This window comes from Rhodoferax ferrireducens (assembly GCF_003347515.1).
Taxonomy (GTDB): Bacteria; Pseudomonadota; Gammaproteobacteria; order Burkholderiales; family Burkholderiaceae_C; genus Rhodoferax.
The window spans coordinates 545,278-568,738 of record NZ_QEII01000324.1 but is presented as its reverse complement, the minus strand read 5'-3'; the positions used below and the strand labels follow the sequence as shown (position 1 = coordinate 568,738).

Here is a 23,461-nt window from a genome sequence, read left to right as displayed (position 1 = left end):
GCATGGACGCACTGCTTTACACCGCGTGGGATATGTTGCTCGGCCCATTTACCGACTTCGCCTTCATGCGCCGCGCGCTCGTGGCCACCCTGGCGCTCTCGCTCAGCGCCGCCCCGCTGGGCGTGTTCCTGACGCTGCGGCGCATGAGTCTGCTGGGCGATGCGCTGAGCCACGCGGTCTTGCCGGGGGTAGCCATCGGCTTCATGGTGGCGGGTTTGTCGCTCTCGGCCATGGCGCTGGGCGGCGTGATTGCGGGCATGCTGGTGGCAGGTATTGCCGGCATCGTGAGCAAGTTCACCGCACTCAAGGAAGACGCCAGCTTGGCGGCCATCTACCTGGTGGCGCTGGCCCTGGGCGTGACCCTGATCTCCAACCATGGCACGCAGCTGGATTTGCTGCACATCCTGTTTGGCAGCGCGCTGGGCGTGGACAGCGCCGGGTTGCTGCTGGTGGCGGGCGTGGCCACAGTGAGCGTGCTGGCCCTGGCGCTGATGTACCGCGGCCTGGTGCTGGAAACCTTCGATCCGGTGTTTCTCGATGCCAACCGCCGCAGGGGCCGGGGCGTCTTTGGCGCTTGGGGCAGCCGGGGCAGTTGGGTATGGCAGCAGGGCTTTTTGATGCTGGTGGTGGTGAACCTGGTGGCGGGCTTTCAGACCCTGGGCACGCTGATGGCGGTGGGCTTAATGATGCTGCCCGCTGTCTCCAGCCGGCTGTGGCACGACACGCTGCCCGCGCAGTTGTTGAATGCCAGCTTGCAAGCATCCATCGCCGGGGTGGCCGGGCTACTGCTGTCTTATCACCTGGATACGCCCTCGGGTCCCACCATCATCGGCTGCGCCGGGGCGCTGTACTTCAGCTCGCTGTTGATGGCACCCGGTGGCTGGCTGCCCCGCTGGTGGACCACCTGGCACCGGGTGGCTTGAGCCGCCTGCCCCGCGCCCTCTTCTCCGCACTTCATTTCCGCTTTCGCTTTTGCTTTTGCTTTTTCATCCCTTTCACATTCAGAGCTCAACCCATGAACAACACCCGTCGCCTCCTTTTGGCCAGCAGCCTGGCCCTGGCCTGTTTGGCCAGCGGCACGGCCACTGCGGCCGACAAAATCCCCGTCACAGCCAGCTTCAGCATTCTGGGCGATCTGGCGCGCGTGGTCGGCGGCGAGCGCGTGACGATCACCACCTTGGTGGGGCCGGACCAGGACGCCCACACCTTCGAGCCGAAGCCCACCGATGCCAAAGCCATTCTGAACACCCGGCTCTTGCTCACCAACGGCCTGGGTTTTGAGCCATGGGCCAACAAGCTGGCCAAGTCCGCTGGCTACAAGGGCGAGACAGTCGTGGCATCCAAGGGCGTGAAGGCGCGCCGTAGGGTGGAAGAGGCCGAAGCAAAAGGTCATGGTGGCCACGGCGACCATGAGGAAGCAGACCCCCATGCCTGGCAAAACCCCAACAACGTGGTGATCTATGTGCGCAACATCGCAGTCGGTCTGTCCAAGGTGGACCCCAGTGGCGCGGCCATTTACCAAGGCAATGCAGAAGCCTACGTGAAGGAGCTGCAAACACTGGACGCCTGGGCGCAAGCGCAGTTCGCGGCCATCCCGACAGCCAAACGCAAGGTCATCACCTCGCACGACGCGTTCGGCTACTTCGCAGCGCACTACCAGATCAAGTTTCTCGCGCCCCAAGGCGTGAACACCGAGGCCGAGCCCAGCGCCAAGCAAGTGGCCCAGCTCATCAAGCAAATCCAGCGCGAAAAAATCCGGGCCGTGTTTGTGGAGAACATGAGCAACCCCAAGCTGATTGACCAACTCAGCAAAGACGCCGGCGCCACCGTGGGTGCCAGCCTGTACGCCGACGCCCTGTCGGCGCCAGACCAGCCCGGCGCCACTTACCTGCACATGATGCGGCACAACGTGACGCAGCTGGCGGCGGGCATGAAGTTGAATTGATAATCTGAATGCTATTGCAGCGACACCTCGCTGGTGGACATGAGCGAGGCCAACGCAGCCCAGCCAACTTTGGGTGACTGATGCCCAAAGTGGGGTCGGCTGGGGAAGCCGTGCCAAGTGGTCTTCACATCACAGGCCCATCTCGGCCGCTTGAGGGGCTGTTTCCATGTCGGCGACGTGCGCCAGCAAGCCACTTTGGCCGACTGCGACATGACGTGCCAGGACGTGACCATCCGGATAGTCCCCGCCATTCTGCCGCCGGAAAGGGATGGGCGCGTCCTCGAAGAGTCCTTCAAGACGCGACCGCCAAGCGTCCTTCGCCGCCGCCACGCCTTCCGCGGTGATGCCTGCGGCACCATAGACCGCATAGGTGGGCAGCACGTCAAAGCCAGGGAAATAAAGCGTGCCGTGGGTGATGGGAAAGAGCAACTGTTCGAGCGGCCCGTTGATGCCTCGCGGCGAATAATCGTTTGCAGGTCCACCGACGGCGACGGACAGCATGGCCCGTTTGCCCTTGAAGGCACCATCGCCATAGCGATATTTGTTGCCGGCATTCTTGTAGCCATACGCTAGGCCGTAAGCCCACACCCGGTCCACCCAGCCCTTCATGATGGCCGGCATGCCATACCACCAAAGCGGAAACTGAAAAATCACGGCGTCGGCGGCAAGCAACTTCCGCTGCTCGGATGCGATGTCCGCGGACTGACGCTCGCCGGAATAGGAATGCCCTGACTCGGTCACGAAGGACAAGCGATCCGGATCGGCACGGGTAGGGAAGTCGTCTTCGTCGAACACAGCCTTCCAGCGCATGCCGTACAGGTCGGTCTGGAGAACTTCATGCCCTTGCCGCTGAAGCGCCTCCGCAGACACATCGACGAGCTGGTGCGTCAGCGATGTGGGTTCGGGATGTGCATGGACGATCAAAACATTTTTTTTCATGAATTCACTCTCTATCTGTTTACAACGTTGAACGCGAAACGCAAGTTTCCATGGTTATCAGCTATATGTGAAATCACCAAATTTCTCGGCTACCATCCATTTCATGGATAGCAAACGCCTCGACCTCAATCTGCTGGTGACACTGGAAGCGTTGCTGGTGGAGCAGAACGTGACCAAGGCGGCGGCACGTCTGCACCTGAGTCAACCAGCGGTCAGCGCCCAGTTGAGTCGCCTGCGAGATGAGTTTGATGACCCTCTGCTGATTCCCGCACAGCGAGGGATGAACCCGACCGCCAAGGCCATCGAACTGCTTGACCCGTTGCGCCGCGCCCTCGATCAGGTGCGTGCCACGGTAGCCACGCACAGGAACTTCGACCCTGCCAAAGCCCAATTGACCGTCACCATCGCCTGCACCGACTACTTGCAGGCGGCGGTGGTCAAGCCGCTCGTCATGGAACTCAGGACAAGAGCGCCCGGAGTGCGAGTAGCGTTGCGTAATCTGGACACACCGCAGTTGGAAGCACAAATGGCGCGCGGCGATGTCGACCTGGCGCTCATGACGCCGGAAATCGCACCGCCCAGTTTTCGCACCAGACATTTGTTCGATGAGCGCTATGTGCTCATCGGCCGACGGAACCATCCGCAACTTCGGGACGGAATCACGGTCGAGAAATTTGCCCAGTTGGAACATGTGATCGTGTCACTTGGCGGCGCCGGCTTTGTCACTCCAGTGGACAACGCTCTGCTGGCCCTTGGCCACAGCCGCAACGTGGTGCTGTCCGCAGCATCATTCCTGTTCGTTCCGGAGATCGTATCTCAGTCGGACTTCGTAGCGCTTGTCCCGGAGCGGCTGGTGCACGGCCGTGCCGACAAGCTCCAGTGGATTGACTGTCCGTTCCCCGTGAAGGGGTTCGCCGTAGGAATGGTGTGGCACGAGCGTAGTCACGGACACAGCGGTCAACGCTGGATCCGGGAGACTGTCGTCGCACTGATTAACGCGAAGACCAGCAACCGCAGGGGTCCCGCTGAGGAGCGATAAAACTTGCAGACGGATGCCATGTGACGCGAGGCCAAATGATTGGCGCAGGCTCCAAGTCGCAGCTGGCGCACTGACGGCATCGCCAGCACACTCCAGAACCATATACACGTGGAAGCGGCCGCTCGACAGCAGGGGGCATTGGCGCACTAACAGTGCAAACCCGGACGAGCGGAAGTTTCATAGTTGATTCGCAAGCCGTTGATTTCTTTCGGAAAGATAACTCAATCGCTTTGAAAACCTAGACATAAACCTGAACTGACGCGCCCTTATTGCTATTGTTTAAATAGCAACTTACGCTTATTCCACGGTGGCTAGAGGCTGATTTTGTTTAAACTCCACCGACTACCGGCAGAACCCGCTTGGCCCAGCCGATACCCCAGCTGCTGCGCCACAAAACCGTCAAACGCCGCCAGCAGCGGCGCAAACGACTCAATGCGGCCTTCCAGTTGCATGAGCGCCGCGCAAGTGGCCTCCAGCGTGGACAGCTGATCGGGCCGATGCGCTTTGCGGATCAGGTAGTGCGAAGCCGGCATGTCGCGCAGGGCCAGGCGCGGCAGTTGGCGCAGCAGCGGGTTGAGGTACAACATCTTGCGGCTCTTGCGCCAGGTGCCATCCAGCACGATCAGGCGCAGCTGCGAGGGATCGCGCAACCAGGCGGGCGACAAGACAGGCGGCTGCGGCATGCCCAGCGCTTGGTCTTGCGGCGAGTCTGGATACAACAAAACTGCGTGCTTCGGGTGAAGCACCCCAGCCCCGGCCTGCGGCTGGAAGGGCACCGTCAGCAAGGCCTGCAACTGCGGCGTGGCAAAGACCTCACCCGTCAGCAAACGGCTGCGCGCCAAACTCAGCTGCAACAGCCGTGCGCTGCCTTTGGCATTCGCCACTTCCAGCGGATGCTGCAAGACCACCACCTCGACCTCATGCGGCGTCGGCCTGATCCACTGGCAGATGCAGCTGCTTTGCGCCCGCAGACAGGTTGGGCAGCGCAGACGTTTACTCGGGGTGTCGCAAACCATGGGGAGTTTTGCAGTCAATGGTCATGGCGGTGATGCGCATCCGGAAAATGCGCGTGGCTGTGCGGCATGGGCTCGTGCCGGTGCGTATGACTGTGTGGTTCACGGGTGGCGGTGCCGTCGGGATGCAAATGCTGATGGTGTTCATCGTGCACATGTTCGTGGCTGTGTTCCATCGCCTCGTGGCTGTGAAAATGCTGGTGGCGCTCGGTCAGGTGGAGCCAGACCCCCACGCCCATGGCCAGTCCGGCCAGCATCAGCTTCACCGAGAGCGGCTCGCCCAGCAGCGGCACGGCCAGGGCGGCGCCGAAAAACGGCGCCACGGAGAAATACGCGCCGGTCCGGGCGGTGCCCAAATGCCGCAGGCCCACCACAAACAGGGCGAGACTCACGCCATAGGCGCCGAAGCCGACCACGGCGGCACCGAGAACAAAAGGCAAAGATGGCAGTTCTGCGCCCAGGGCCAGGGCCAGGGCCAGATTGACGCTGCCGGCCACCAGGCCCTTGACGGAAGCGATCCAGGTGGCATCGTTCAGGGACACGCGCCGGGTCAGGTTGTTGTCCAGACCCCAGGCCAGGCAGGCGCCCAGTACGGCCAACGTGGGCACCATGCCGGCCAGCTCGGAACGCTCGGGCCAGCTGAGGACCAAGGCGCCCAGGACGATGGCCGCCATGCCCAGCGCGATGCGCCGGTCCACGTTTTCCTTGAACACGACCCAGGCGATCAGCGCCGTGAAAACGCTCTCGGCATTCAGCAACAGCGAGGCCGTTGAGGCCGGCATGTGCGTCAGGCCAAACATCAAAAGCACCGGGCCGACCACGCCGCCCGACACAATGGCGCCGGCCAGCCAGGGCCACTCGTTTGCCGCCAGGGTGACCGGCCCGGACTGACGCAGCCGCCGGTACAGCCACAGGCCAACGCCGGAGCCGAGATAGAACAGACCCGCCAGCATCCAGGGATCGACCTTGCCCAGCAGCCACTTGGCCAGCGGTGTTCCGGCGCCAAACAAAAGCGCTGCGCCCAAGGCAGCGAGGACGCCGGAGTGGCCGAGTCGGGTGAAAATCGTCATCCCGATATTGTCGCGCCAGGTTTGATGGCAACTTTGGCCCGTGCCAGCAGTACCACGCCTGCGACACCTGCGGCGATGACCCCGGTGTCCGGGGGCACGTCCAGAAGAAATACGGCCTGCGCCCCGATAAAACACCACACGACCGGCACCACCAAGGGACTGCGCGGATACGGTGCCACCGCCAAGCAGAGCAGCCCAATGGTAAAAATTGTGGTGGGGCACGGCACACCAAATGTCGGTATGGCTGGATAACTGTGCCCCACGGCCATGGACCAGGCGGGGTACACGAGCAGGGCGAACGCAATGAGAACGAGCCCGGCCACGGTGCGGGCACTGCGGGCTCCCCTGAATTCAAGCCTGCGACACACAACGCCCTGCCAGAAAAAGAGGGCGGCGCCTGCCAGTGAGACAGCCGAAAAGCCATAGGCCAGCGGGTTAATGGCCGTGAAGAACGCCAAGTGGTAGGCCAGACCCAGCCAGGCCCAAAGAAAGGCAAGAATGGCTGAAATGACGGCGCCGGACCAGCGGCGCGGGTAAAACACGAACGCGAGGGTCATCAGGGCGAGGCCGACCAGGAACACCTGAGCCGGCCACAGGCTTGTGTTGTAGTCGCGAAAGACACCAAAGAATTGCTCGACCGAAAACGGAAGCTGCATGCTCGCTCCTTGTGGCATTCCTGACTTGAACGCCAAAATACAGAGCGCTCAGACTCACTATAGGTGCCGTGCATCGCGTGAATTTTGACGCACCTCACCCGGAGGCCTTGAAAGGTCAAAACGAGGTTAAGGTTATGGTGTCTTTTTTGTCAATTCAATCGCAGCGAATGCAAGCGCCGGAGCATTATTTTTTGTCCTATTCCCATCTTCTTCTTGCCCTGTCCGTGGTCTTTGTCTGGGGCACCAACTTTGTGGTGATTCGCTGGGGACTGGACGGCTTGCCGCCGTTTCTGTTCGCCACGCTGCGCTTTGCCTTTTCCGCCCTGCCCTGGTTGCTGTTCATTCGTCGCCCGGCCGTGCCCTGGCACAAGCTGGCCCTATTCGGCGTGCTGCTGGGCGTGGGGCAGTTCGCCTTGCTGTTCCTCGCCATGCGCGCCGATATCTCGCCGGGGCTGGCCTCCTTGGTGATTCAGGTGCAGGTGTTTTTCACCATCGGCCTGTCACTGCTGACGCTGGGTGAGCGGGTGAAAGGCTTTCAGATGGTCGGGCTGATGCTGGGCGTGGCCGGCCTTGCCGTGATTGCCGCGCATCTGGACGCCACGCTCACCGTGAAAGGACTGGCGCTGGTGCTGGCGGCGGCGTTCTTCTGGGCCTGCGCCAACATGGTGGTCAAAACCGTGGGGCGTATCGACATGCTGGGCTTCATGGTCTGGACCAGTCTGTTTGCCGTGCCGCCCCTGTTCGCCCTGTCCTGGTGGCTGGAAGGCCCGTCGCTCATGGCCTCCAGCGTGATGCAGGCCAGCACGAGTGTCTGGGCCTGTGTGCTGTGGCAGGCGATCGGCAACACGCTGTTTGGTTACGGCATCTGGAACTGGTTGCTGGCGCGCCACCCTGCCGCCACGGTCACGCCGCTGGCTTTGCTGGTGCCGGTTTTTGGCATGGGGGCGTCCGCCCTGTCACTGGGCGAGCCGCTGCCCGCCTGGAAGCTGGCCGCTGGCGCGCTGGTGCTGTGCGGCTTGGCCGTCATTGTGCTGTGGCCGCGCTGGCGTAGCGCGACTGGCCGGGCCAATGCGGCTTAGCCAGAGGGCCATGTCCCCAATAAACGAAAGCCGATCCATGGAACACCTCCCTTTAGCCACACCCGTCACATTGCAGATCGAAGACCTGTGTTTCTCCTACCCGCAGCGCATGGTGTTGACGCACCTGTCAGTTGGCATTCCGCCCGGCGTGACGCTGGTGCATGGCGGCGATGGCAGCGGCAAGAGCACGCTGCTGCGCTTGTTGGCGGGCGAGCTGCCAGCCCAGGCGGGCACCCTGCAGGTCAACAACATTCGGCTGGGCGACTCGGCCGTCGCCTACCGGCAGCAGGTGTTTTGGGCCGACCCGCGCTCGGAGACCCTGGATCAAACGACAGCGGTCGACTACTTCAAGTCCCTGCACCGCCTGTACCCCCGGTTTGATGAGCAGCTTATGGGCGAGCTGACCGCCGGCTTGTCGCTGACGCCGCACCTGAACAAGCCGCTGTACATGCTGTCCACGGGATCAAAACGCAAAGTCTGGCTGGCCGCCGCTTTTGCTTCGGGTGCGGCCGTCACACTGCTGGACGAGCCCTTTGCCGCGCTCGACAAGGCGTCAATTGGCTTTGTGCTGGAGCTGCTGGCCGACGCGGCCGAGCACCCGACGCGGGCCTGGGTCATTGCCGATTACGAGGCGCCGGGCAAGGTGCCACTGGCGACCACTATCGAGTTGGGGCAGCGGTAACGACTCGCTCGGCAGGCCAGGCCAAGTCAGTCCATCGCCAATTGCATGCAGTTCCGCCCGGCTTCTTTGGCTCGGTAGAGCGCGGAATCGGCCTGCAGCACCAGATCTTCAGGGCTGTGCTGGCTTGACGGCACCAGGCTCGCCACGCCCAGGCTGAAGGTGACGATGCCGGGGGCAGTTTGCGCATGTGGCAGGGCCAGCGACCAGACCTCGTGCTGCATGTGGCGGGCGGCTTCCACCGCCGCATGCCCATTCATGTCCGGCAGCAGCACGACGAACTCCTCACCCCCATAACGCGCCACCAGGTCAGACGAGCGCCGCGCCGCCTTGACCAGCGCTCGGGCCAGCGCCTGCAGGCAGCCGTCGCCGGCAACGTGGCCGTAGTGGTCGTTGTAGTGTTTGAACAGGTCCACATCGAGCATCACCAGGGCCAGCGGCGTGCCCGCGCGTTGAGCCCGATGCCATTCCTGCGCCAGCATGCGGTCGAAGTAGCGCCGGTTGGCAATGCCAGTCAGCCCATCCGTGTTGCTCAAGGCCTCCAGCTTGCTATTGGCCTCTTCCAGCGAGCGGGTGCGCTCCTCGACCAGTGTCTCCAGCTCGCGGTTGCGCTCGTGCAAGCCCTTGATCGGATAGACCTCGCCCGCCCGGACCAGGCCATAGGGGATGGAGATGCCGCTGTGCACAATCTTCCAGTCCTCGCCCTCCAGCCGAAAAACCAGCACCAGCCGCGCTGTCTCGCGCGACAGGATGTGGTCGGGGATGGGCAGGTGAATGTGGAAGAAAGCAGTGGCGACCACGACCTCCTCGCTGAGGTCCTGCAGCGCAAGGTCGAGCACCTCGATGCGAATGCGGCCGGTCACCTGCGCGAAGTCCTGCCGGGTGATCTTCACCCACGCATCCCGGTCCTTGACGAGGAAATCGCCACCACCGGTGTAGCCGCTGAAGTTTTCACTGAAACGCGCGGTCAGGCTGTCATCGCGCGCAGCGTACAGCTCGATGTACTCGTCAAACAGGGCGCGGATCAGGCGCAGGCGCTCCGCCGGCACGGGGCCGGGCTTCAATCGCGCACCAGACGCGCAAAGGTCTTGCGAAACTTGGCGACCTTGGGCGCGGCCACGGCAACACAATAGCCCTGGCCCGGGTTGTTCGCAAAAAAGTCCTGGTGGTAATCCTCGGCCGGCCAGTAGTTGGCCAGCGGCAGGACCTCGGTCACGATGGGGCGGCTGTACACGCCGCTCTCGCTCATCTCGCGAATCACGTCTTTGGCAACCGTCTCCTGCTCGGGCGTGGAAAAATAAATGCCGCTGCGGTACTGGGTGCCGCTGTCATGGCCCTGCCGGTTCAGCGTGGTCGGGTCATGGATGACGAAGAAAATTTCCAGAATTTCACGCACGCTGATTTGGGCCGGGTCAAACGCCAACTTGACAACCTCGTTATGGCCTGTGCTGCCGGTGCAGACCTGCTCGTAACTGGGCTTGGCAGTGTGGCCGTTGCTGTAGCCGGACTCCACGTCGACCACGCCGCGCACTTGCACATACACGGCCTCGGTGCACCAGAAGCAGCCACCGCCCAGGGCAATGGTTTGCGGGGAATCGGACATGAAATTTCTCCTTTAAAGGATTGAGAATGCCAGCAACAACGAAATCATGGCTTCTCAACAGCCTTCACTTGCCAGATGGCTCGATAAGCTTTTCCATAGGGGATTTCGGAATCGATGGCGGCAGTACCGATCTGTTTCAACAATTGGGTCGTGACCAGGATGGGCTTGCTCACGTAGCCACTTGAGGCGACGCCGGCAAATGCGCGGTTCAACTCATCGGCCAATTGCCAGCCCTGCATATTTGTGGGCTCGGCCACGGTCGCGATTTGTTGCGATAGCCCGCCCTTGATACGGCTCAGGGCAACATTGGAGCCGTCACCGGCAGATATATTCTTGATGTCGAGTCTTCCGATGGACACCAGGGGGAAATTCATGGCATCAAAATACACGTCATTGATGGCCAATGTGTGCGTCCAGGCTTTGCCATAGGTCTTGTCGAGTCGTACAACGGCCGCTGGAATGTCCTTCCCCGCATTTGAAATGAGCAGGTTTTCCACCGCCAAAACCTTGCATTTTTTGCACTGTTCAACAATCTCTTTCATGCGCTGCGTTTTGGCGTTGGCTACGCCAAAACGATTGTCATTGAAAATGATCACCCCCACATTCCCGCTTCCGCTTTGGATCGCGTAGTCGGCGGCCATTCTGGCGACTTCGGAGGATTCCGTCGCAATGTTGATGAAAAGATCTTTGCTTGGTCCCGGCTCCGCTGCGGCGTGCCAGCCAGCCAGAATGATCTTGGACTGTTTGGCAAGCGCGACGACATCTTTGAATTCATCGGTTTGAAATCCGCCAAGGACAATGGCATCCTGATGTGAGTGGATCGCATCGAGGAACGCAGCGTGAATGGTCTTGACATCGCTTTTCCCATCGACCACATTGACGTCCCAGCCGAGCTCTGCTGCTGCGGCAGAAAAACCTCGATACGCCGTCGAAATGCCTCCGTTCTTGAAGTCTTGTGAAATGAACAGGACTTTTTTCGCCGCTTGTTTGATCGGGCCGCTGGTGGGCCCATCCCATTTTTCCCCGAACGCTTGCTGACCCAGCAATAAAGCCATCGCGACGATGGCGCAACGAGCAAGTGACGAGTTCTTAATATTTTTCATAGTGTCTCATCCGGTTGAAAAGAGAATCGCAAACGTGCGGGCAGACCTGATTTTCCGACGCAGCCCCTGGGCGAAATTATGCACAGCAATCTGAAAACTGAACGGAGTGCTAACCCGGATTCGCTGGATTGACCGGCAAATGCACCGTGAAGCTGCTTCCCTTGTTCAGTTCGCTGCGCACTTCTATCCTGCCGCCATGCTTGCGCACGATGCCATACGAGAGAGACAGGCCCAGGCCGGTGCCGCTGCCAACCGGTTTGGTCGTGAAAAACGGTTCGAAGATGCGATTCATGATGTCCTCGGGAATGCCAGCGCCGGTGTCGCATATTTCCACCCAGACCCAGTCGTTGACGACGCCGGTGCGCACGGTGATGGTGCCGCGCTCCTTGATGGCGTGCGCCGCATTGATCAGCAGGTTCATGAAGACCTGATTCAACTGCGAGGCCAGACATCTCACCAGCGGCAGCTGACCATATTGTTTGACGACGTCAGCCTTGTATTTGATCTCGTTGTTGACGATGTTCAGCGTGCTGTCCAGGCCGTGATGCAGGTCGGCGTCCTGCCAGTTGGCTTCGCCGACATGAGAAAAATCCTTGAGTGACTGCACGATATCCTTCACCCGTTTCAAGCCGTCCCTGGACTCCTTCATCAAATCGACAATGTCCTGTTTCAGGAAATCGATTTCGGATTCTTCCTTCACTTGCGCAAAGCGCGCAACAATTTGTGTGCTGTTGGGCGATTCAGCGACCACCTGTTCGCAGGCATCGAGCGCCGCGAACAAGGTCTCAAAGTAGTTCTGCAAGGAACCCATATTGGAGTTCACAAACCCGATGGGGTTGTTGATTTCGTGCGCAATGCCAGCGGCCAGCTGACCGAGCGAGGCCATTTTTTCCGACTGCAATAGTTGATCGTGCGCCGCCTGCAATTTGGCAATCAATAACTGCTGCTCGGCACTGAGTTTACGCAGTGCTTCTTCTGTTTCCAGGCGTATTTCCATCTCCTGACGCAATACCTGGTTTTGTTGGGTCAGTTGCTGGTGCATGGCACGCAAGTCCAGATGTGTCTTGACTCGCGCCCACACCTCTTCGATCTGGACTGGCTTGGTCACATAGTCAACGCCGCCGACCTTGAAGCCTTTGACCACACTCTGCGTGTCCGTCAACGCGGTCATGAAAATCACCGGAATGTCCCGGACAGCCTCACTCATCTTCAGGCGCCGACAAGTCTCAAACCCATCCATGCCCGGCATCATCACGTCGAGCAATATCAGATCAGGCTTGACGAATTCAGCGCGTCCGAGCCCCTCCTCTCCATCCTGCGCGACCACGACACGCAAACCCAAGTCGTCAAGGTAGTCCGCCAGCATGGCCACATTGGCGGGCGTGTCATCAATGATCAGGATGACCGCAGCGTGCGGGGTCTTCTCAACGTTTGCGCTCATTCGGATGATCTCGGTTTGGCGTACTCATTGACCATTTCCAGTATGGCTTTTGATTGATACGTTTTTGCCAATTGCCTCAATCGGTCGGCAAAGGCCTGGTACCTGATATCCATGGCTTCAATGTGATCCGCGCGCTTTCGGATATCGCGCATATTGCCCCCCCGGGCGAGTTGATACAGCACGTCTATCTCATCCTCGGGTGGCGCAAACAGTTCGGCGGTTCTCGCGGTCACGTCCGCATGCTTGTCATCCAACAATGCATCATAGTTGAGGGTCAGGTCCAGAAATTCAGCGAGTTTTTCCAGCAAAAGGGTTTGCTGAACCGGTTTGCCCATGAATGCATTGGCACCTGCCAAGATCGCCTCATCCTGGTCTTCCGGGGTGACGCTGGCGGAGATCGCGATGAGGGTCACCTGCTCCATGCCGGCCATATGACGAATGCAGCGCATGGCCTCCAGACCATCCATCACCGGCATATGGATGTCCATCAAGATGACGTCGGGCCGCGTCTTGAAGGCCTGCTCCACGCCTTCCAGCCCATTCTCTGCCAGGCCGACATCAAAGCCAAGATCGGTCAGCAAGGCCTTCAACACGTCCCGGTTCGCCTCCACATCGTCGACGATCAATGCCTTCTTGCGGGCACCTTGATAACTGATCACCACACGTTCCGGCGTGGCAGCCGGGACTTCGATGGTGCTTGGCTGCACCAGAATTTCAAAGCTGAATGTGCTGCCTCTACCGACCTCACTGTCCACCTGAATATCGCTGTCCATCAAGCGCACCAATTGGCGGCTGATGGACAAGCCCAGCCCCGTGCCACCGAATTTACGTTGCGCCTCACCCACTTGTTCAAAAGGCTGAAAGATATGCCCCAATTGGCCCGGACTCATCCCCACACCGGTGTCCTGAATTTCAAAGTGCAAACGCATCTCCTTAGGCCCCGCGCCTGAACGCGATACTTTCAGCGTGACTTGCCCGCTGTCGGTGAACTTGATGGCGTTGCCCAGCAAGTTGAGCAAGACTTGGCGCACGCGTTTTTCGTCAAGCAGCACGGCACTGGGCAAATCTGTCTGCGCTTCAAAGCAGAACTGCAAGTTTTTTTGCTCCGCCCTGACCCGTACGATATTGACAATGCCGATCAAAAAGGACGGCAAATGGATGGGAGCAGGCATGAGCTCAAACTTGCCGGCTTCAATCTTGGCCAGGTCCAGCAAATCAGAAATCAGGGTCAATAAATGCTCGCCACTTTGTTGAATCGTGGTTAAACCTGTCACCTGGCGCTCGCTCAAGGGCTTGTCACGCTGGAGGATCTGGGCATAACCGAGGATGGCATTCAGCGGCGTGCGCAATTCGTGCGTCATGCTGGACAGAAAGGTACTTTTGGCCTGGTTCGCCACGTCAGCCCGCTCTTTAGCCGCTTGCAGTTCGCGGGTGCGCTCCCTGACCAGTTCTTCCAGATGCTCGCGATGGCCTTGCAGCTCCTTTTCGGTCAAGGCGCGTTGCTCAATATCCTTTTCCAGCATCAGATTCTTGGCCTCAATTTCGCTGAACAAGGCCTGCAGCGCCTGTCGCGTGTGCTCCAGGCTGGCGCCCAGACTGCCCAGCTCATCCTTTTGCTCCCAGACGAATGGTGTCACAAGATCGCGCTCCGCCAGGCGTCCGGATTCGCGCATCAGGCGCTTTATCGGAACCAGCACGCGACGCTGCAGCAGCGTGACGATCAAGATCAGACTCAACAAAAGCTGGCCGACCACGGTCCAGGCAAAAACCAGCCGATCATGGGCAACTTCGCTATCGAGCAGGCCACTGTCCATTTCCAGGCTGACATGACCAATCTGGTTTTCGTTATAGCTCACCTCGCGATCCAGCGTGACCTGGCGTCCCAGGCGCCGTTCCGGGTACTGTTTCGACAAGAATTCGCGGTTTCTGCTGTCAGTCACTGCGATGGCGACGATACGGGTGTCACCCAGCAGGGATTCAAACAGCGGCAGGCCACCCGTGGGATTGATGTTCCACAAGGGCTCTTGCATACCCAGCGCCAGTATTTCGGTCAGGCGCTGGTGGTCGGTTTGCATTCTTTGTGCCTGCGCTCTTTGACGCTGCCCCAAGGTAAAAAAGCTGCTCACCGATACCGGTATCATGAGCCCCACAATGACCACCAACACTATGGATGAGCGCAATCTTAAGTGCATCAGGTATTGGTCCTCTATTTTGCAAATTTTACTTTTCTTACCCGCCCAGCGCCCAATCATGTCTGGGCCCCAAGCACGCGTCAATTGCCACTTGGCTGTCAGACCCTATGAATGCGTGAAGCGCTGCCAGTCAAAAGCGCGACTCGGCCGGGTCGGGAAATTCACGGGCAAGAGAGGCACACGGTGAACAACACACTGGATTTTCAGGGCTATACGATTCTGATTATTGACGACACCCCGGCGAATTTGGGGGTGATGGTCGAGCATCTGGAGGTTTGCGGCTGCCGCGTGGTGGTTGCACAAGATGGAGAAGAGGGAATCAAGCGGGCACAGTTTATCCAGCCGGACCTCATCTTTCTCGATGTCATGATGCCGGGCATGGATGGGTTCGAGACCTGTCATCAACTCAGCATGCTGGCTGACACGCGCAACATCCCGGTCATTTTCATGACGGCGCTGACCGAAACCGCAGACAAAATCAAGGGCTTCGCGGCTGGAGGCGTTGATTTCATTTCCAAGCCCTTTCAGATCGAAGAAGTGCTGGCGCGTGCGAACATCCATTTGGCCTTGCGCAAGGCACAGAGGGAACTGGAGGCGAAGAATGTGCAGCTCCAGGCAGAAGTATCCTTCCGGGAAGGACAGGCCCGGATTCTGGAGATGATCGCGACCCAGGCGCCTTTGACGGAAGTATTTGAGCGCCTGATCCGGTTGATCGAGCACAACAGTAGTGGCGCACTGGGCAGTGTGTTGCTGCTCAACCGGGACGGCGTGCATATAGACCTGTGCGTCGCCCCAGGTCTGCCCGAGGCCTATTGCACGGCCCTGGTGGGCATTGCCATCGGGCCACAGGTCGGCTCTTGCGGCACGGCCATGTTCCGCCGCGAAACGGTCGTCGTCACCAATATCGAAACCGATCCGCTGTGGTCCGATTACCGCAGTCTGGCCTTGAACTATGGCCTGCGCGCTTGTTGGTCGACGCCCATCCTGTCACCCGAAGGCCCGGCACTGGGGTCCTTTGCCTTGTATTACAAAACGGTGCACGGCCCCACCCCGGCCGACCTGGCCCTCATCGAACTGGCCACCCACAGCGCCGGCATTGCGATCCAGCGCTACCAGACGCAGGCGCGCATCCAGCACATGGCACACCACGACGCGCTGACGGACCTGCCCAACCGCATCTTGCTGGAGGACCGACTGAACCAGGCGATCGTCCAGGCCCGTCGGGACCAGAACCACGTCGGCGTCCTGTTCATTGACCTGGACCATTTCAAGCACGTCAACGATTCGCTTGGGCATCACGTCGGGGATGCCTTGCTGATGGAGGTTGCGCAGCGATTGCGCGCCTGCGTGCGCGAAGGCGACAGCGTGGCCCGCATTGGAGGCGATGAGTTCATCATCAGCCTGCCCCGACTTGCCGATAGCCACAATTCGGCGCAGGTGGCAGAAAAAATTGTGGCCACCTTGAGTTCAGCCATCCAGTTGAATGGCCACGACCTGCACATCGGTGCCAGCATCGGCATCAGCCTCTATCCGGAGGATGGCGAGGATGCCAATACCCTGCTGCGCGCCGCTGACACCGCCATGTACAACGCCAAGGAGAAGGGGCGCAACAACTACAAGTTCTTCACGGCCGCGATGAACGAAGCGGCGCAGCAGCGGTTGGTCACTACGACCCGGCTCCGAAAGGCACTGGTCCAACAGGAATTCGTGCTGCACTATCAACCGCAGGTCAGCCTGAAATCGGGCGCCATCATTGGCGTCGAAGCGCTGTTGCGCTGGAACAATCCAGAGTTGGGCATGGTCCTGCCGTCCCGCTTTATCCCCATGCTGGAGTCGACCGGCCTGATCAACGAGGTCGGCGAATGGGTGCTGCGCATGGCGTGCGAGCAAAGCATGGCCTGGCAGCGGGAAGGGCTGCCACCGGTCCGCATGGCCGTCAATCTATCGGCGCACCAGTTTCAGACCGGCGACATCGTTCGTGTGGTCAAACAAGCTCTGGATGAGACCGGCCTGAATCCCAAGCAGCTCGAACTGGAGATCACGGAAAGTGTGATTCTGGACAGTTCGGAACTGATCATCGGCGCCCTGCACGCGTTGAAAAAACTGGGCGTCACCTTGTCGCTCGATGATTTTGGAACCGGCTATTCGTCGCTTTCCTATCTGCAGCGATTCCCCATCGACCGGGTCAAGATCGACCGTTCCTTTATCGACAAAGTCACGGCGGACGCCGGCTCCGCCGCGATCGTGTGCAGCATTCTCGACCTGTCCCGGAACCTGGGCCTCGACTGCATCGCAGAAGGCGTGGAAACGTCCCTGCAAATGGGGTACTTGCAGAACCAGCTGTGCTCGGAAATCCAGGGCTTCCTCTTTAGCAAAGCGCTACCGGCGCCCGAACTGGCTGCCATGCTGCGCGCGGATTGTCGCCTCCCCATGATGCCGCCGAATACGTGAGGCATTCCGGTGGCATGAAGCGCTGCACAAGCAGGCCGGCCCGTTGCCGCAGACCCGCTCAATTTGACGCAGACGCTGGCGGCGCAGCCCGCCAGCCGCATCCCCATTGGAAAAAAGATACACTAATAACCAGTTAGTCATTAATTTCCATGTCCATTTCCAAGCTGAACTGCAACACCACACCTGCGGTGCTCGTCAAGCGAGAGCGCCGCAAGAGCGCGCGTCCGGCCGAACTGCTGGCCGCGGCGCTGGAACTCTTTGTTGAAAAAGGTTTCGCCGCGACCCGGGCCGAAGAGGTCGCCAAGCTGGCGGGCGTGTCCAAAGGCACGCTCTTTCTTTATTTCGCCAGCAAGGAAGAGCTGTTCAAAGCCGTGGTGCGCGAGAATATTTCCGGCCGCTTCACGGAATGGAATGCCGAGTTCGAGACTTTTCAGGGCAGCACGGCCGACATGCTGCGCTATTGCATCACCGCCTGGTGGGAGCGCATCGGCTCGACCAAGGCCTCGGGCATCACCAAGCTCATGATGAGCGAGGCCGGCAATTTTCCGGAACTGGCCGCCTTCTATGAGCACGAGGTCATTCAACCGGGCCACCAGCTGATCCAACGCGTATTGCAGCGTGGCGTGGACCGCGGTGAATTCCAGCCGATCGACATGAAGTATGGGGTCTACATCGTGTTGGCCCCCATGATGTTCCTGGCCATGTGGAAACACTCCTTGGGCTCCTGCGCCGCGAGCGCCGAGCTGGTGCCCGAGGAATACATCGCCGTGCAAATTGAAACCATTCTCCATGGTCTGTGCACGGCGCAGCCCCCTCATCCGCCCTCACCGGAAAACCCTGCACCATGAAACCTTGGTTGAAATGGCTGGTCATCGGCCTGGTCCTGGCCTTGTTCGCCGCCGGTGCACTGCGGGCCCTGTCGGCGCGTCAGACGCAGAAGGAAGCGCTGCAGGCGCAGCAGGCCGCACAAAAAATCCAGGCTGTCGTGGCCTTGGCGCCGACGGATCTGGTACAGGTCAAAACCATTGAGCTGTCGCAAGGCCTGGCCATCGCCGGCCCGCTCAAGGCGGTCAACTCCGCCGTGGTCAAGGCCCGCGTGGCGGGCGAACTGCAAGGCCTTAGCGTGCGCGAAGGCGACTTCGTCAAGGCCGGCCAGGTCATCGCCCGAGTGGACTCCACCGAATTTCAGGCACGGGTGCGCCAGGCCCAGCAGCAGGCCGAATCCGCCAAGGCCCAGGTGGATATTGCCAAACGCAGTTTTGACAACAACCGCTCGCTGGTCGATCAAGGTTTCATCTCCAAAACGGCACTGGAGTCGTCGCTGGCCACTTTGTCTTCTGCGCAATCCAATTACCGTGCCGCCCAGGCGGGGGCCGATGTCGCATCGAAGTCCCTGCAAGACACGGTGTTGCGAGCCCCGATTTCGGGTCTGATCGCGCAACGCCTGGCGCAGCCGGGCGAGCGCGTGGCCGTGGATGCCCGTGTTGTCGAAATCGTCGATCTGAGCCGCCTGGAGCTGGAAGCGTCTTTGAGTGCTACGGACTCGCTGCTGGTGAAGGTTGGACAAACCGCACGTATCACGATTGAAGGGGCGACCCAGCCCTTGACGGCCAAAGTCGTGCGGGTGAACCCCAGCGCCGTGGCCGGTAGCCGCGCCGTGCTGGCTTACCTGGCGCTTGAATCCAGCACCGGTCTGCGTCAGGGACTATTTGCGCAAGGCACGCTGGAGATTGGCACCGCACGCACATTGGCCGCGCCCTTGAGCGCCGTGCGCACCGACAAACCGCAGCCCTATGTGCAGCTGGTCAGTAGCGACCAGGTGACGCACCAGACGGTCGAACTCGGAACCCGTGGCGAATTCAAGGGCCAGACCCTGGTGGGCCTCAAAGGCGTGAATGAGGACGCCATGATTCTGAGCGGTTCTGTGGGCGTCTTGCGCGCCGGCACCCTGGTCAAACTCGCGCCCGGTACGCCATAAATGTGGTTCACACGCGTCAGTCTGAAAAACCCGGTCTTCGCCACCATGGTCATGCTGGCCCTGGTGGTGCTGGGTCTGTTCTCCCTGCAACGCCTGCAGGTCGACCAGTTCCCCAACATCGACTTTCCCGTGGTGGTGGTGACCGCCGACTATCCGGGTGCCTCGCCCGAGATTGTGGAGAGCGAAGTCTCCAAGAAAATTGAAGAAGGCGTCAACGGCATTGCCGGCATCAACGCCCTGACCTCGCGCAGTTACGAAGGCCAGTCGGTAGTCATCATCGAGTTTGGTTTGCACATCGACGGGCGCAAGGCCGCTGACGATGTGCGCGAAAAGGTAGCCGCCATCCGGCCCAACTTGCGCACCGAAGTCAAGGAGCCGCGCGTGCTGCGCTTTGACCCCTCCGCGCGCGCCATCTGGTCCGTCGCCGTACTTCCCCATGAACAGGCAGGCGCGGGCAAACCGATGAGCGCCGTGGAGCTGACCAACTGGGCCGAGCAGACCTTCAAGAAGCGGCTGGAGAACGTGCGGGGTGTCGGCTCCGTCACCCTGGTCGGCGGCACCAAGCGGGAAATCAATGTCTATCTGAACCCGCAGGCCCTGGAATCCTTTGGCATCACACCGGACCAGGTTGTATCCGCCGTGCGCAATGAGAACCAGGACTTGCCGGTGGGCGCCATTCGCTCAGCGGAGCAGGAGCGCGTGATCCAGATCACCGCCCGCATGCAGCGGCCGGAAGATTTCGGCCAGATCATCGTGGCCCGCAAGAATGGTGCGCCCGTACGCGTCGATCAGCTGGCGCGCGTCACCGACGGCGCCCAGGAGGTCGAGAGCCTGGCGCTGTACAACGGGCAGCGCACGCTTTTGCTCAACGTGCAGAAGTCGCAGGACGAAAACACCATTGCCGTGGTGGACGGCCTGCAAAAAACCCTGGCCGAGATGCAAACCCAGCTGCCACCAGGCGTGCGGCTGGAGCAGATCACCGATGGCTCGCGCCAGATTCGCGTATCGGTGCAGAACGTGCGCCGCACGCTGATCGAAGGCGCTTTGCTGACCGTGCTGATCGTGTTCCTGTTCCTGAACTCGTGGCGCTCCACCGTGATCACCGGCCTGACCTTGCCGATTGCGCTGATCGGCACGTTCTTCTTCATGAACCTGTTTGGCTTCACCATCAACATGATCACGCTGATGGCGCTGAGCCTGTGCGTCGGCCTGCTGATCGACGACGCCATCGTGGTGCGCGAAAACATCGTGCGCCACGTGCAGATGGGCAAAAACGTCTACCAGGCCTCGCTGGATGGCACGCAGGAAATTGGCATGGCGGTGCTGGCCACCACCCTGTCCATCGTCGCCGTGTTCATGCCGATTGGCTTTATGGGCGGCATCATCGGCAAGTTTTTTCACGAGTTCGGCATCACCATCGTGGCCGCCGTGCTGATTTCAATGTTCGTCAGCTTCACGCTGGACCCGATGCTGTCCAGCATCTGGCATGACCCCAGCATTGAAGACCACAGTCGCCGCAGTCTGGGCGCCGACGGCAAGCCCTGGGTTCCTGTCACCTTGTACGACAAGACCATCGGCCGCGTGACCGGCTGGTTTGACCAGGCCACCGACAGCCTGGCCGACACCTATCAAGGCATTCTGCGCTGGGCCCTGGGGCACAAGCTGGCCACGGTCGGGCTGGCGCTGGCCATCTTCATTGGCAGCATTTTCATGGTGCCGCTCTTGGGCACCGAATTCGTTCCCAAGGCCGACTTCTCGGAAACAACGCTGAGCTTCAATACCCCGGTCGGCTCCTCGCTGGAGGTCACCGAAGCCCGAACGCGGCAGGTGGAAGCCATCATTCGCGAGTTCCCCGAGGTGCGCTATACCCTCTCGACCCTCAACACCGGCAACGCGCAGGGAAAGATGTACGCCAGCATTTACATCCGGCTGGTGGACCGCAAGGCGCGCAACATTAGCGTGGACGCCATGTCACTCGTCCTGCGGGAACGGCTCAGACTAGTGCCCGGCATCACGGTCACCCATGTCGGCCTGCTTGACTCCGTCGGCGGGCAAAAGCAGATTCTGTTTTCGATCCAAGGTGCGGATACGTCGGAGCTGGGGCGTTTGACCCAACTGGCGATGGACAAGATCCGCAACATTCCGGGCCTGGTGGATCTGGACTCCAGCGTGAAACCGAATAAACCGACACTGGATGTGGACGTCAAGCGCGACGTCGCCTCCGACCTGGGCCTGAGCGTGGCGCAGATTGGCTCGGCCCTGCGCACCCTGGTGGCCGGGCAAACCGTGGGCAACTGGCGCGCACCGGACGACCAGACCTACGACGTCAACGTGCGCTTGGCACCACAGGCACGCAACAGCCCGGCCGACATGGCCATGCTGCCCTTCCCCGTGGGCAGCAACGCCGACGGCAGTGCGCGCATCGTGCGGCTCAACCAAGTGGCCACGGTGCGGGAGTCGACCGGGCCCAATCAGATCAACCGGCGCGACATGACGCGCGAAGTGGCGATCAGCGCCAACGTGTCGGGCCGCTCGGCCGGTGAGGTGTCAGCCGACATCAAAACCGCCATGGACAGCATCGCCCTGCCGCCGGGCTACAGCTACAAGTTCAGCGGCTCCACCAAGGACATGGCAGAAGCCTTTGGCTACGCCATCTCGGCACTGGTGCTGGCGGTGGTGTTCATCTACATGATTCTGGCCAGCCAGTTCAAGAGCTTTCTGCAACCGCTGGCGCTGATGACGGCGCTGCCCCTGACCCTGATCGGGGTGGTGCTGGCGCTGATGATGTTCAATTCGACCCTGTCGATGTTCTCGGTGATCGGCGTGGTGATGCTGATGGGTCTGGTCACCAAGAACGCCATTTTGCTGGTGGACTTTGCCATCCGGGCGCAAGCGGATGGGCTGGCCCGCAACGAGGCCCTGCTGATGGCGGCCCGGGTGCGCCTACGGCCAATTTTGATGACCACGCTGGCGATGATTTTTGGCATGGTGCCGCTGGCCTTTGCCCTGACCGAAGGCGCTGAAATGCGCGCCCCCATGGGCCAGGCCGTGATTGGCGGGGTCATTACTTCGTCCTTGCTGACTTTGGTGGTGGTTCCCGTGGTGTACTGCTATATGGACGATTTGGCCCAATGGCTGCGCCGGCGCTGGGGCGCGCAACCCAAGACGCAAAGAAATTCTGTTGAAAGCCCGGCCGGGTAAAATTTTACACAATCGGTTAACATACCCCCTGGAGTACCTGAATGAACTTTGAACAAGCCCGCTTCAACATGATCGAACAACAAATTCGTCCCTGGGACGTTTTGGATGCAGACGTGCTGCACCTGTTGTCGGTGGTCAAGCGTGAGGACTTTGTCCCCTTGGTTTACCGTGCCCTGGCGTTTGCGGACATGGAAATTCCATTGGGCCATGGCCAGTGCATGCTCGCGCCACGCCTTGAGGCCCGCATGCTGCAGGACGCCGCAGTTCAAAAACATGAGAAGGTACTGGAAATCGGCGCCGGCTCGGGCTACATGGCGGCACTGCTGGCGCACCGGGCCCAGCGCGTGATTTCGCTGGAAGTCAATCCGGAACTGGCCGCCATGGCCCGCACGAATCTGCAGAAAGCCGGCATCCACAACGCCGAGGTCCGCCAATTTGACGGGGCCAAAGGCGCGCCCGCAGAAGGCCCATTCGACGTCATCATGCTGAGTGGCTCGGTCGCCGAGGTGCCGCAAGCGCTGCTTGCGAACCTCAAGGTGGGCGGTCGCCTCATCGCCATCGTGGGTGAAGAGCCGGTGATGCGCGCCACGATTGTGACCCGCACCGGTGAGGCCGATTTCAAAACCAGCCAACCCTGGGACACCGTGGCACCGCGCCTGCTCAACTTCCCCGAACCCTCCCATTTTCACTTTTAACCCATGATTACCCAATTTCGTCCCTCTCAGTTATCCGCCTGGCTGGAAACGGCACGCGTCCATGGTGCGCCTGTCGTGCTGGATGTGCGCGAACCCGCCGAGTTGCGGGTCGCAAGCGTCACGGCCGACGGATTTGAGTTGCTCACCATTCCGATGGGCGTGATTACAGCGCGTCTGAATGAGCTTGACCCCGATCAACCCATTGCCTGCCTGTGCCACCACGGTGCCCGCAGCATGCAGGTCGCCATGTTCCTGCAAGCCCAGGGGTTTGTCCATGTCGCGAATATTGCCGGGGGCATTCACGCCTGGTCGGCTGAGCTGGACACCAGCGTTCCGAGCTATTGAAACCCTGGTGGAACCGTCCCCATTTGCTGTCA

The 23,461-nt window shown here is 60.5% G+C and carries 20 protein-coding genes; 11 read left to right on the top strand and 9 right to left on the bottom strand.

The features are described 5' to 3' along the window. The first annotated feature begins 2 nt into the window (after positions 1–2). Together C5P05_RS33225 and C5P05_RS33220 are read left to right on the top strand one after the other, a co-directional pair. Entirely contained in the window at positions 3–923 is a 921-nt protein-coding gene (locus tag C5P05_RS33225; protein WP_114974120.1) for a metal ABC transporter permease, read from the top strand. A gap of 92 nt (positions 924–1,015) precedes the next feature. Beyond that, a complete protein-coding gene (locus tag C5P05_RS33220; RefSeq protein ID WP_114974119.1) occupies positions 1,016–1,945 on the top strand; it encodes a metal ABC transporter substrate-binding protein in 930 nt (309 codons plus the stop codon). Positions 1,946–2,074: 129 nt separating this feature from the next. Here C5P05_RS33220 and C5P05_RS33215 read toward each other — a convergent pair whose 3' ends face one another. Then, positions 2,075–2,884, bottom strand: a complete 810-nt coding sequence (locus tag C5P05_RS33215) for an NAD(P)H-dependent oxidoreductase (RefSeq protein ID WP_114974118.1) — start codon at positions 2,882–2,884, stop codon at positions 2,075–2,077. A gap of 67 nt (positions 2,885–2,951) precedes the next feature. Between C5P05_RS33215 and C5P05_RS33210 the strand changes: the two genes are divergently transcribed. Further along, a complete protein-coding gene (locus C5P05_RS33210) occupies positions 2,952–3,923 on the top strand; it encodes a LysR family transcriptional regulator (RefSeq protein ID WP_232834762.1) in 972 nt (323 codons plus the stop codon). Positions 3,924–4,234: 311 nt separating this feature from the next. On the opposite strand, the gene C5P05_RS33205 is transcribed toward C5P05_RS33210, so the two are convergent. From C5P05_RS33205 to C5P05_RS33195, 3 genes are read right to left on the bottom strand one after another with little or no spacing between them, the layout of a single operon-like run. After that, positions 4,235–4,939, bottom strand: coding sequence for a tRNA-uridine aminocarboxypropyltransferase (locus tag C5P05_RS33205; RefSeq protein ID WP_114974116.1), 705 nt, complete (start codon positions 4,937–4,939; stop codon positions 4,235–4,237). A gap of 14 nt (positions 4,940–4,953) precedes the next feature. Beyond that, positions 4,954–6,006: a DMT family transporter gene (locus C5P05_RS33200; RefSeq protein WP_114974115.1), complete on the bottom strand. Its 1,053-nt coding sequence runs from the start codon at positions 6,004–6,006 to the stop codon at positions 4,954–4,956. After that, positions 6,003–6,662 carry a DUF6064 family protein gene (locus C5P05_RS33195; RefSeq protein WP_114974114.1) on the bottom strand — a complete coding sequence of 220 codons (660 nt, stop codon included), beginning with the start codon at positions 6,660–6,662 and terminating at the stop codon, positions 6,003–6,005. Before C5P05_RS33195 ends, C5P05_RS33200 begins: the two co-directional genes overlap by 4 nt. A gap of 191 nt (positions 6,663–6,853) precedes the next feature. Between C5P05_RS33195 and C5P05_RS33190 the strand changes: the two genes are divergently transcribed. Together C5P05_RS33190 and C5P05_RS33185 are read left to right on the top strand one after the other, a co-directional pair. Next, on the top strand, positions 6,854–7,741 hold the full coding sequence (locus tag C5P05_RS33190; RefSeq protein ID WP_198674939.1) for an EamA family transporter: 888 nt from the start codon (positions 6,854–6,856) through the stop codon (positions 7,739–7,741). Positions 7,742–7,778: 37 nt separating this feature from the next. Then, entirely contained in the window at positions 7,779–8,423 is a 645-nt protein-coding gene (locus C5P05_RS33185) for an ABC transporter ATP-binding protein (protein WP_198674938.1), read from the top strand. 26 nt (positions 8,424–8,449) lie between these two features. On the opposite strand, the gene C5P05_RS33180 is transcribed toward C5P05_RS33185, so the two are convergent. The 5 genes from C5P05_RS33180 to C5P05_RS33160 form a co-directional block, all read right to left on the bottom strand. Next, positions 8,450–9,484 carry a diguanylate cyclase gene (locus C5P05_RS33180; RefSeq protein WP_232834761.1) on the bottom strand — a complete coding sequence of 345 codons (1,035 nt, stop codon included), beginning with the start codon at positions 9,482–9,484 and terminating at the stop codon, positions 8,450–8,452. After that, positions 9,481–10,023, bottom strand: coding sequence for a peptide-methionine (S)-S-oxide reductase MsrA (gene msrA / locus C5P05_RS33175; protein ID WP_114974112.1), 543 nt, complete (start codon positions 10,021–10,023; stop codon positions 9,481–9,483). Before msrA ends, C5P05_RS33180 begins: the two co-directional genes overlap by 4 nt. A gap of 44 nt (positions 10,024–10,067) precedes the next feature. Next, entirely contained in the window at positions 10,068–11,126 is a 1,059-nt protein-coding gene (locus tag C5P05_RS33170) for a substrate-binding domain-containing protein (RefSeq protein ID WP_114974111.1), read from the bottom strand. A gap of 109 nt (positions 11,127–11,235) precedes the next feature. Next, positions 11,236–12,567: a response regulator gene (locus C5P05_RS33165; RefSeq protein ID WP_114974110.1), complete on the bottom strand. Its 1,332-nt coding sequence runs from the start codon at positions 12,565–12,567 to the stop codon at positions 11,236–11,238. Further along, positions 12,564–14,642, bottom strand: coding sequence for an ATP-binding protein (locus tag C5P05_RS33160; protein ID WP_232834760.1), 2,079 nt, complete (start codon positions 14,640–14,642; stop codon positions 12,564–12,566). Before C5P05_RS33160 ends, C5P05_RS33165 begins: the two co-directional genes overlap by 4 nt. Before the next feature lie 300 nt (positions 14,643–14,942). Between C5P05_RS33160 and C5P05_RS33155 the strand changes: the two genes are divergently transcribed. The 6 genes from C5P05_RS33155 to C5P05_RS33130 all read left to right on the top strand — a co-directional run bounded on the left by C5P05_RS33155 (position 14,943) and on the right by C5P05_RS33130 (position 23,429). Beyond that, a complete protein-coding gene (locus C5P05_RS33155) occupies positions 14,943–17,210 on the top strand; it encodes an EAL domain-containing protein (protein WP_232834759.1) in 2,268 nt (755 codons plus the stop codon). Positions 17,211–17,359: 149 nt separating this feature from the next. Continuing rightward, complete coding sequence (locus C5P05_RS33150; protein WP_114974108.1) at positions 17,360–18,058, top strand: TetR/AcrR family transcriptional regulator; 699 nt, start codon at positions 17,360–17,362, stop codon at positions 18,056–18,058. After that, positions 18,055–19,188: an efflux RND transporter periplasmic adaptor subunit gene (locus C5P05_RS33145; protein ID WP_114974107.1), complete on the top strand. Its 1,134-nt coding sequence runs from the start codon at positions 18,055–18,057 to the stop codon at positions 19,186–19,188. Before C5P05_RS33150 ends, C5P05_RS33145 begins: the two co-directional genes overlap by 4 nt. Next, complete coding sequence (locus tag C5P05_RS33140; RefSeq protein ID WP_114974106.1) at positions 19,189–22,389, top strand: efflux RND transporter permease subunit; 3,201 nt, start codon at positions 19,189–19,191, stop codon at positions 22,387–22,389. Positions 22,390–22,430: 41 nt separating this feature from the next. Continuing rightward, entirely contained in the window at positions 22,431–23,084 is a 654-nt protein-coding gene (locus tag C5P05_RS33135) for a protein-L-isoaspartate O-methyltransferase family protein (RefSeq protein WP_114974105.1), read from the top strand. Between the two features lie 3 nt (positions 23,085–23,087). Next, positions 23,088–23,429: a rhodanese-like domain-containing protein gene (locus C5P05_RS33130; protein WP_114974104.1), complete on the top strand. Its 342-nt coding sequence runs from the start codon at positions 23,088–23,090 to the stop codon at positions 23,427–23,429. Positions 23,430–23,461: the final 32 nt, after the last annotated feature.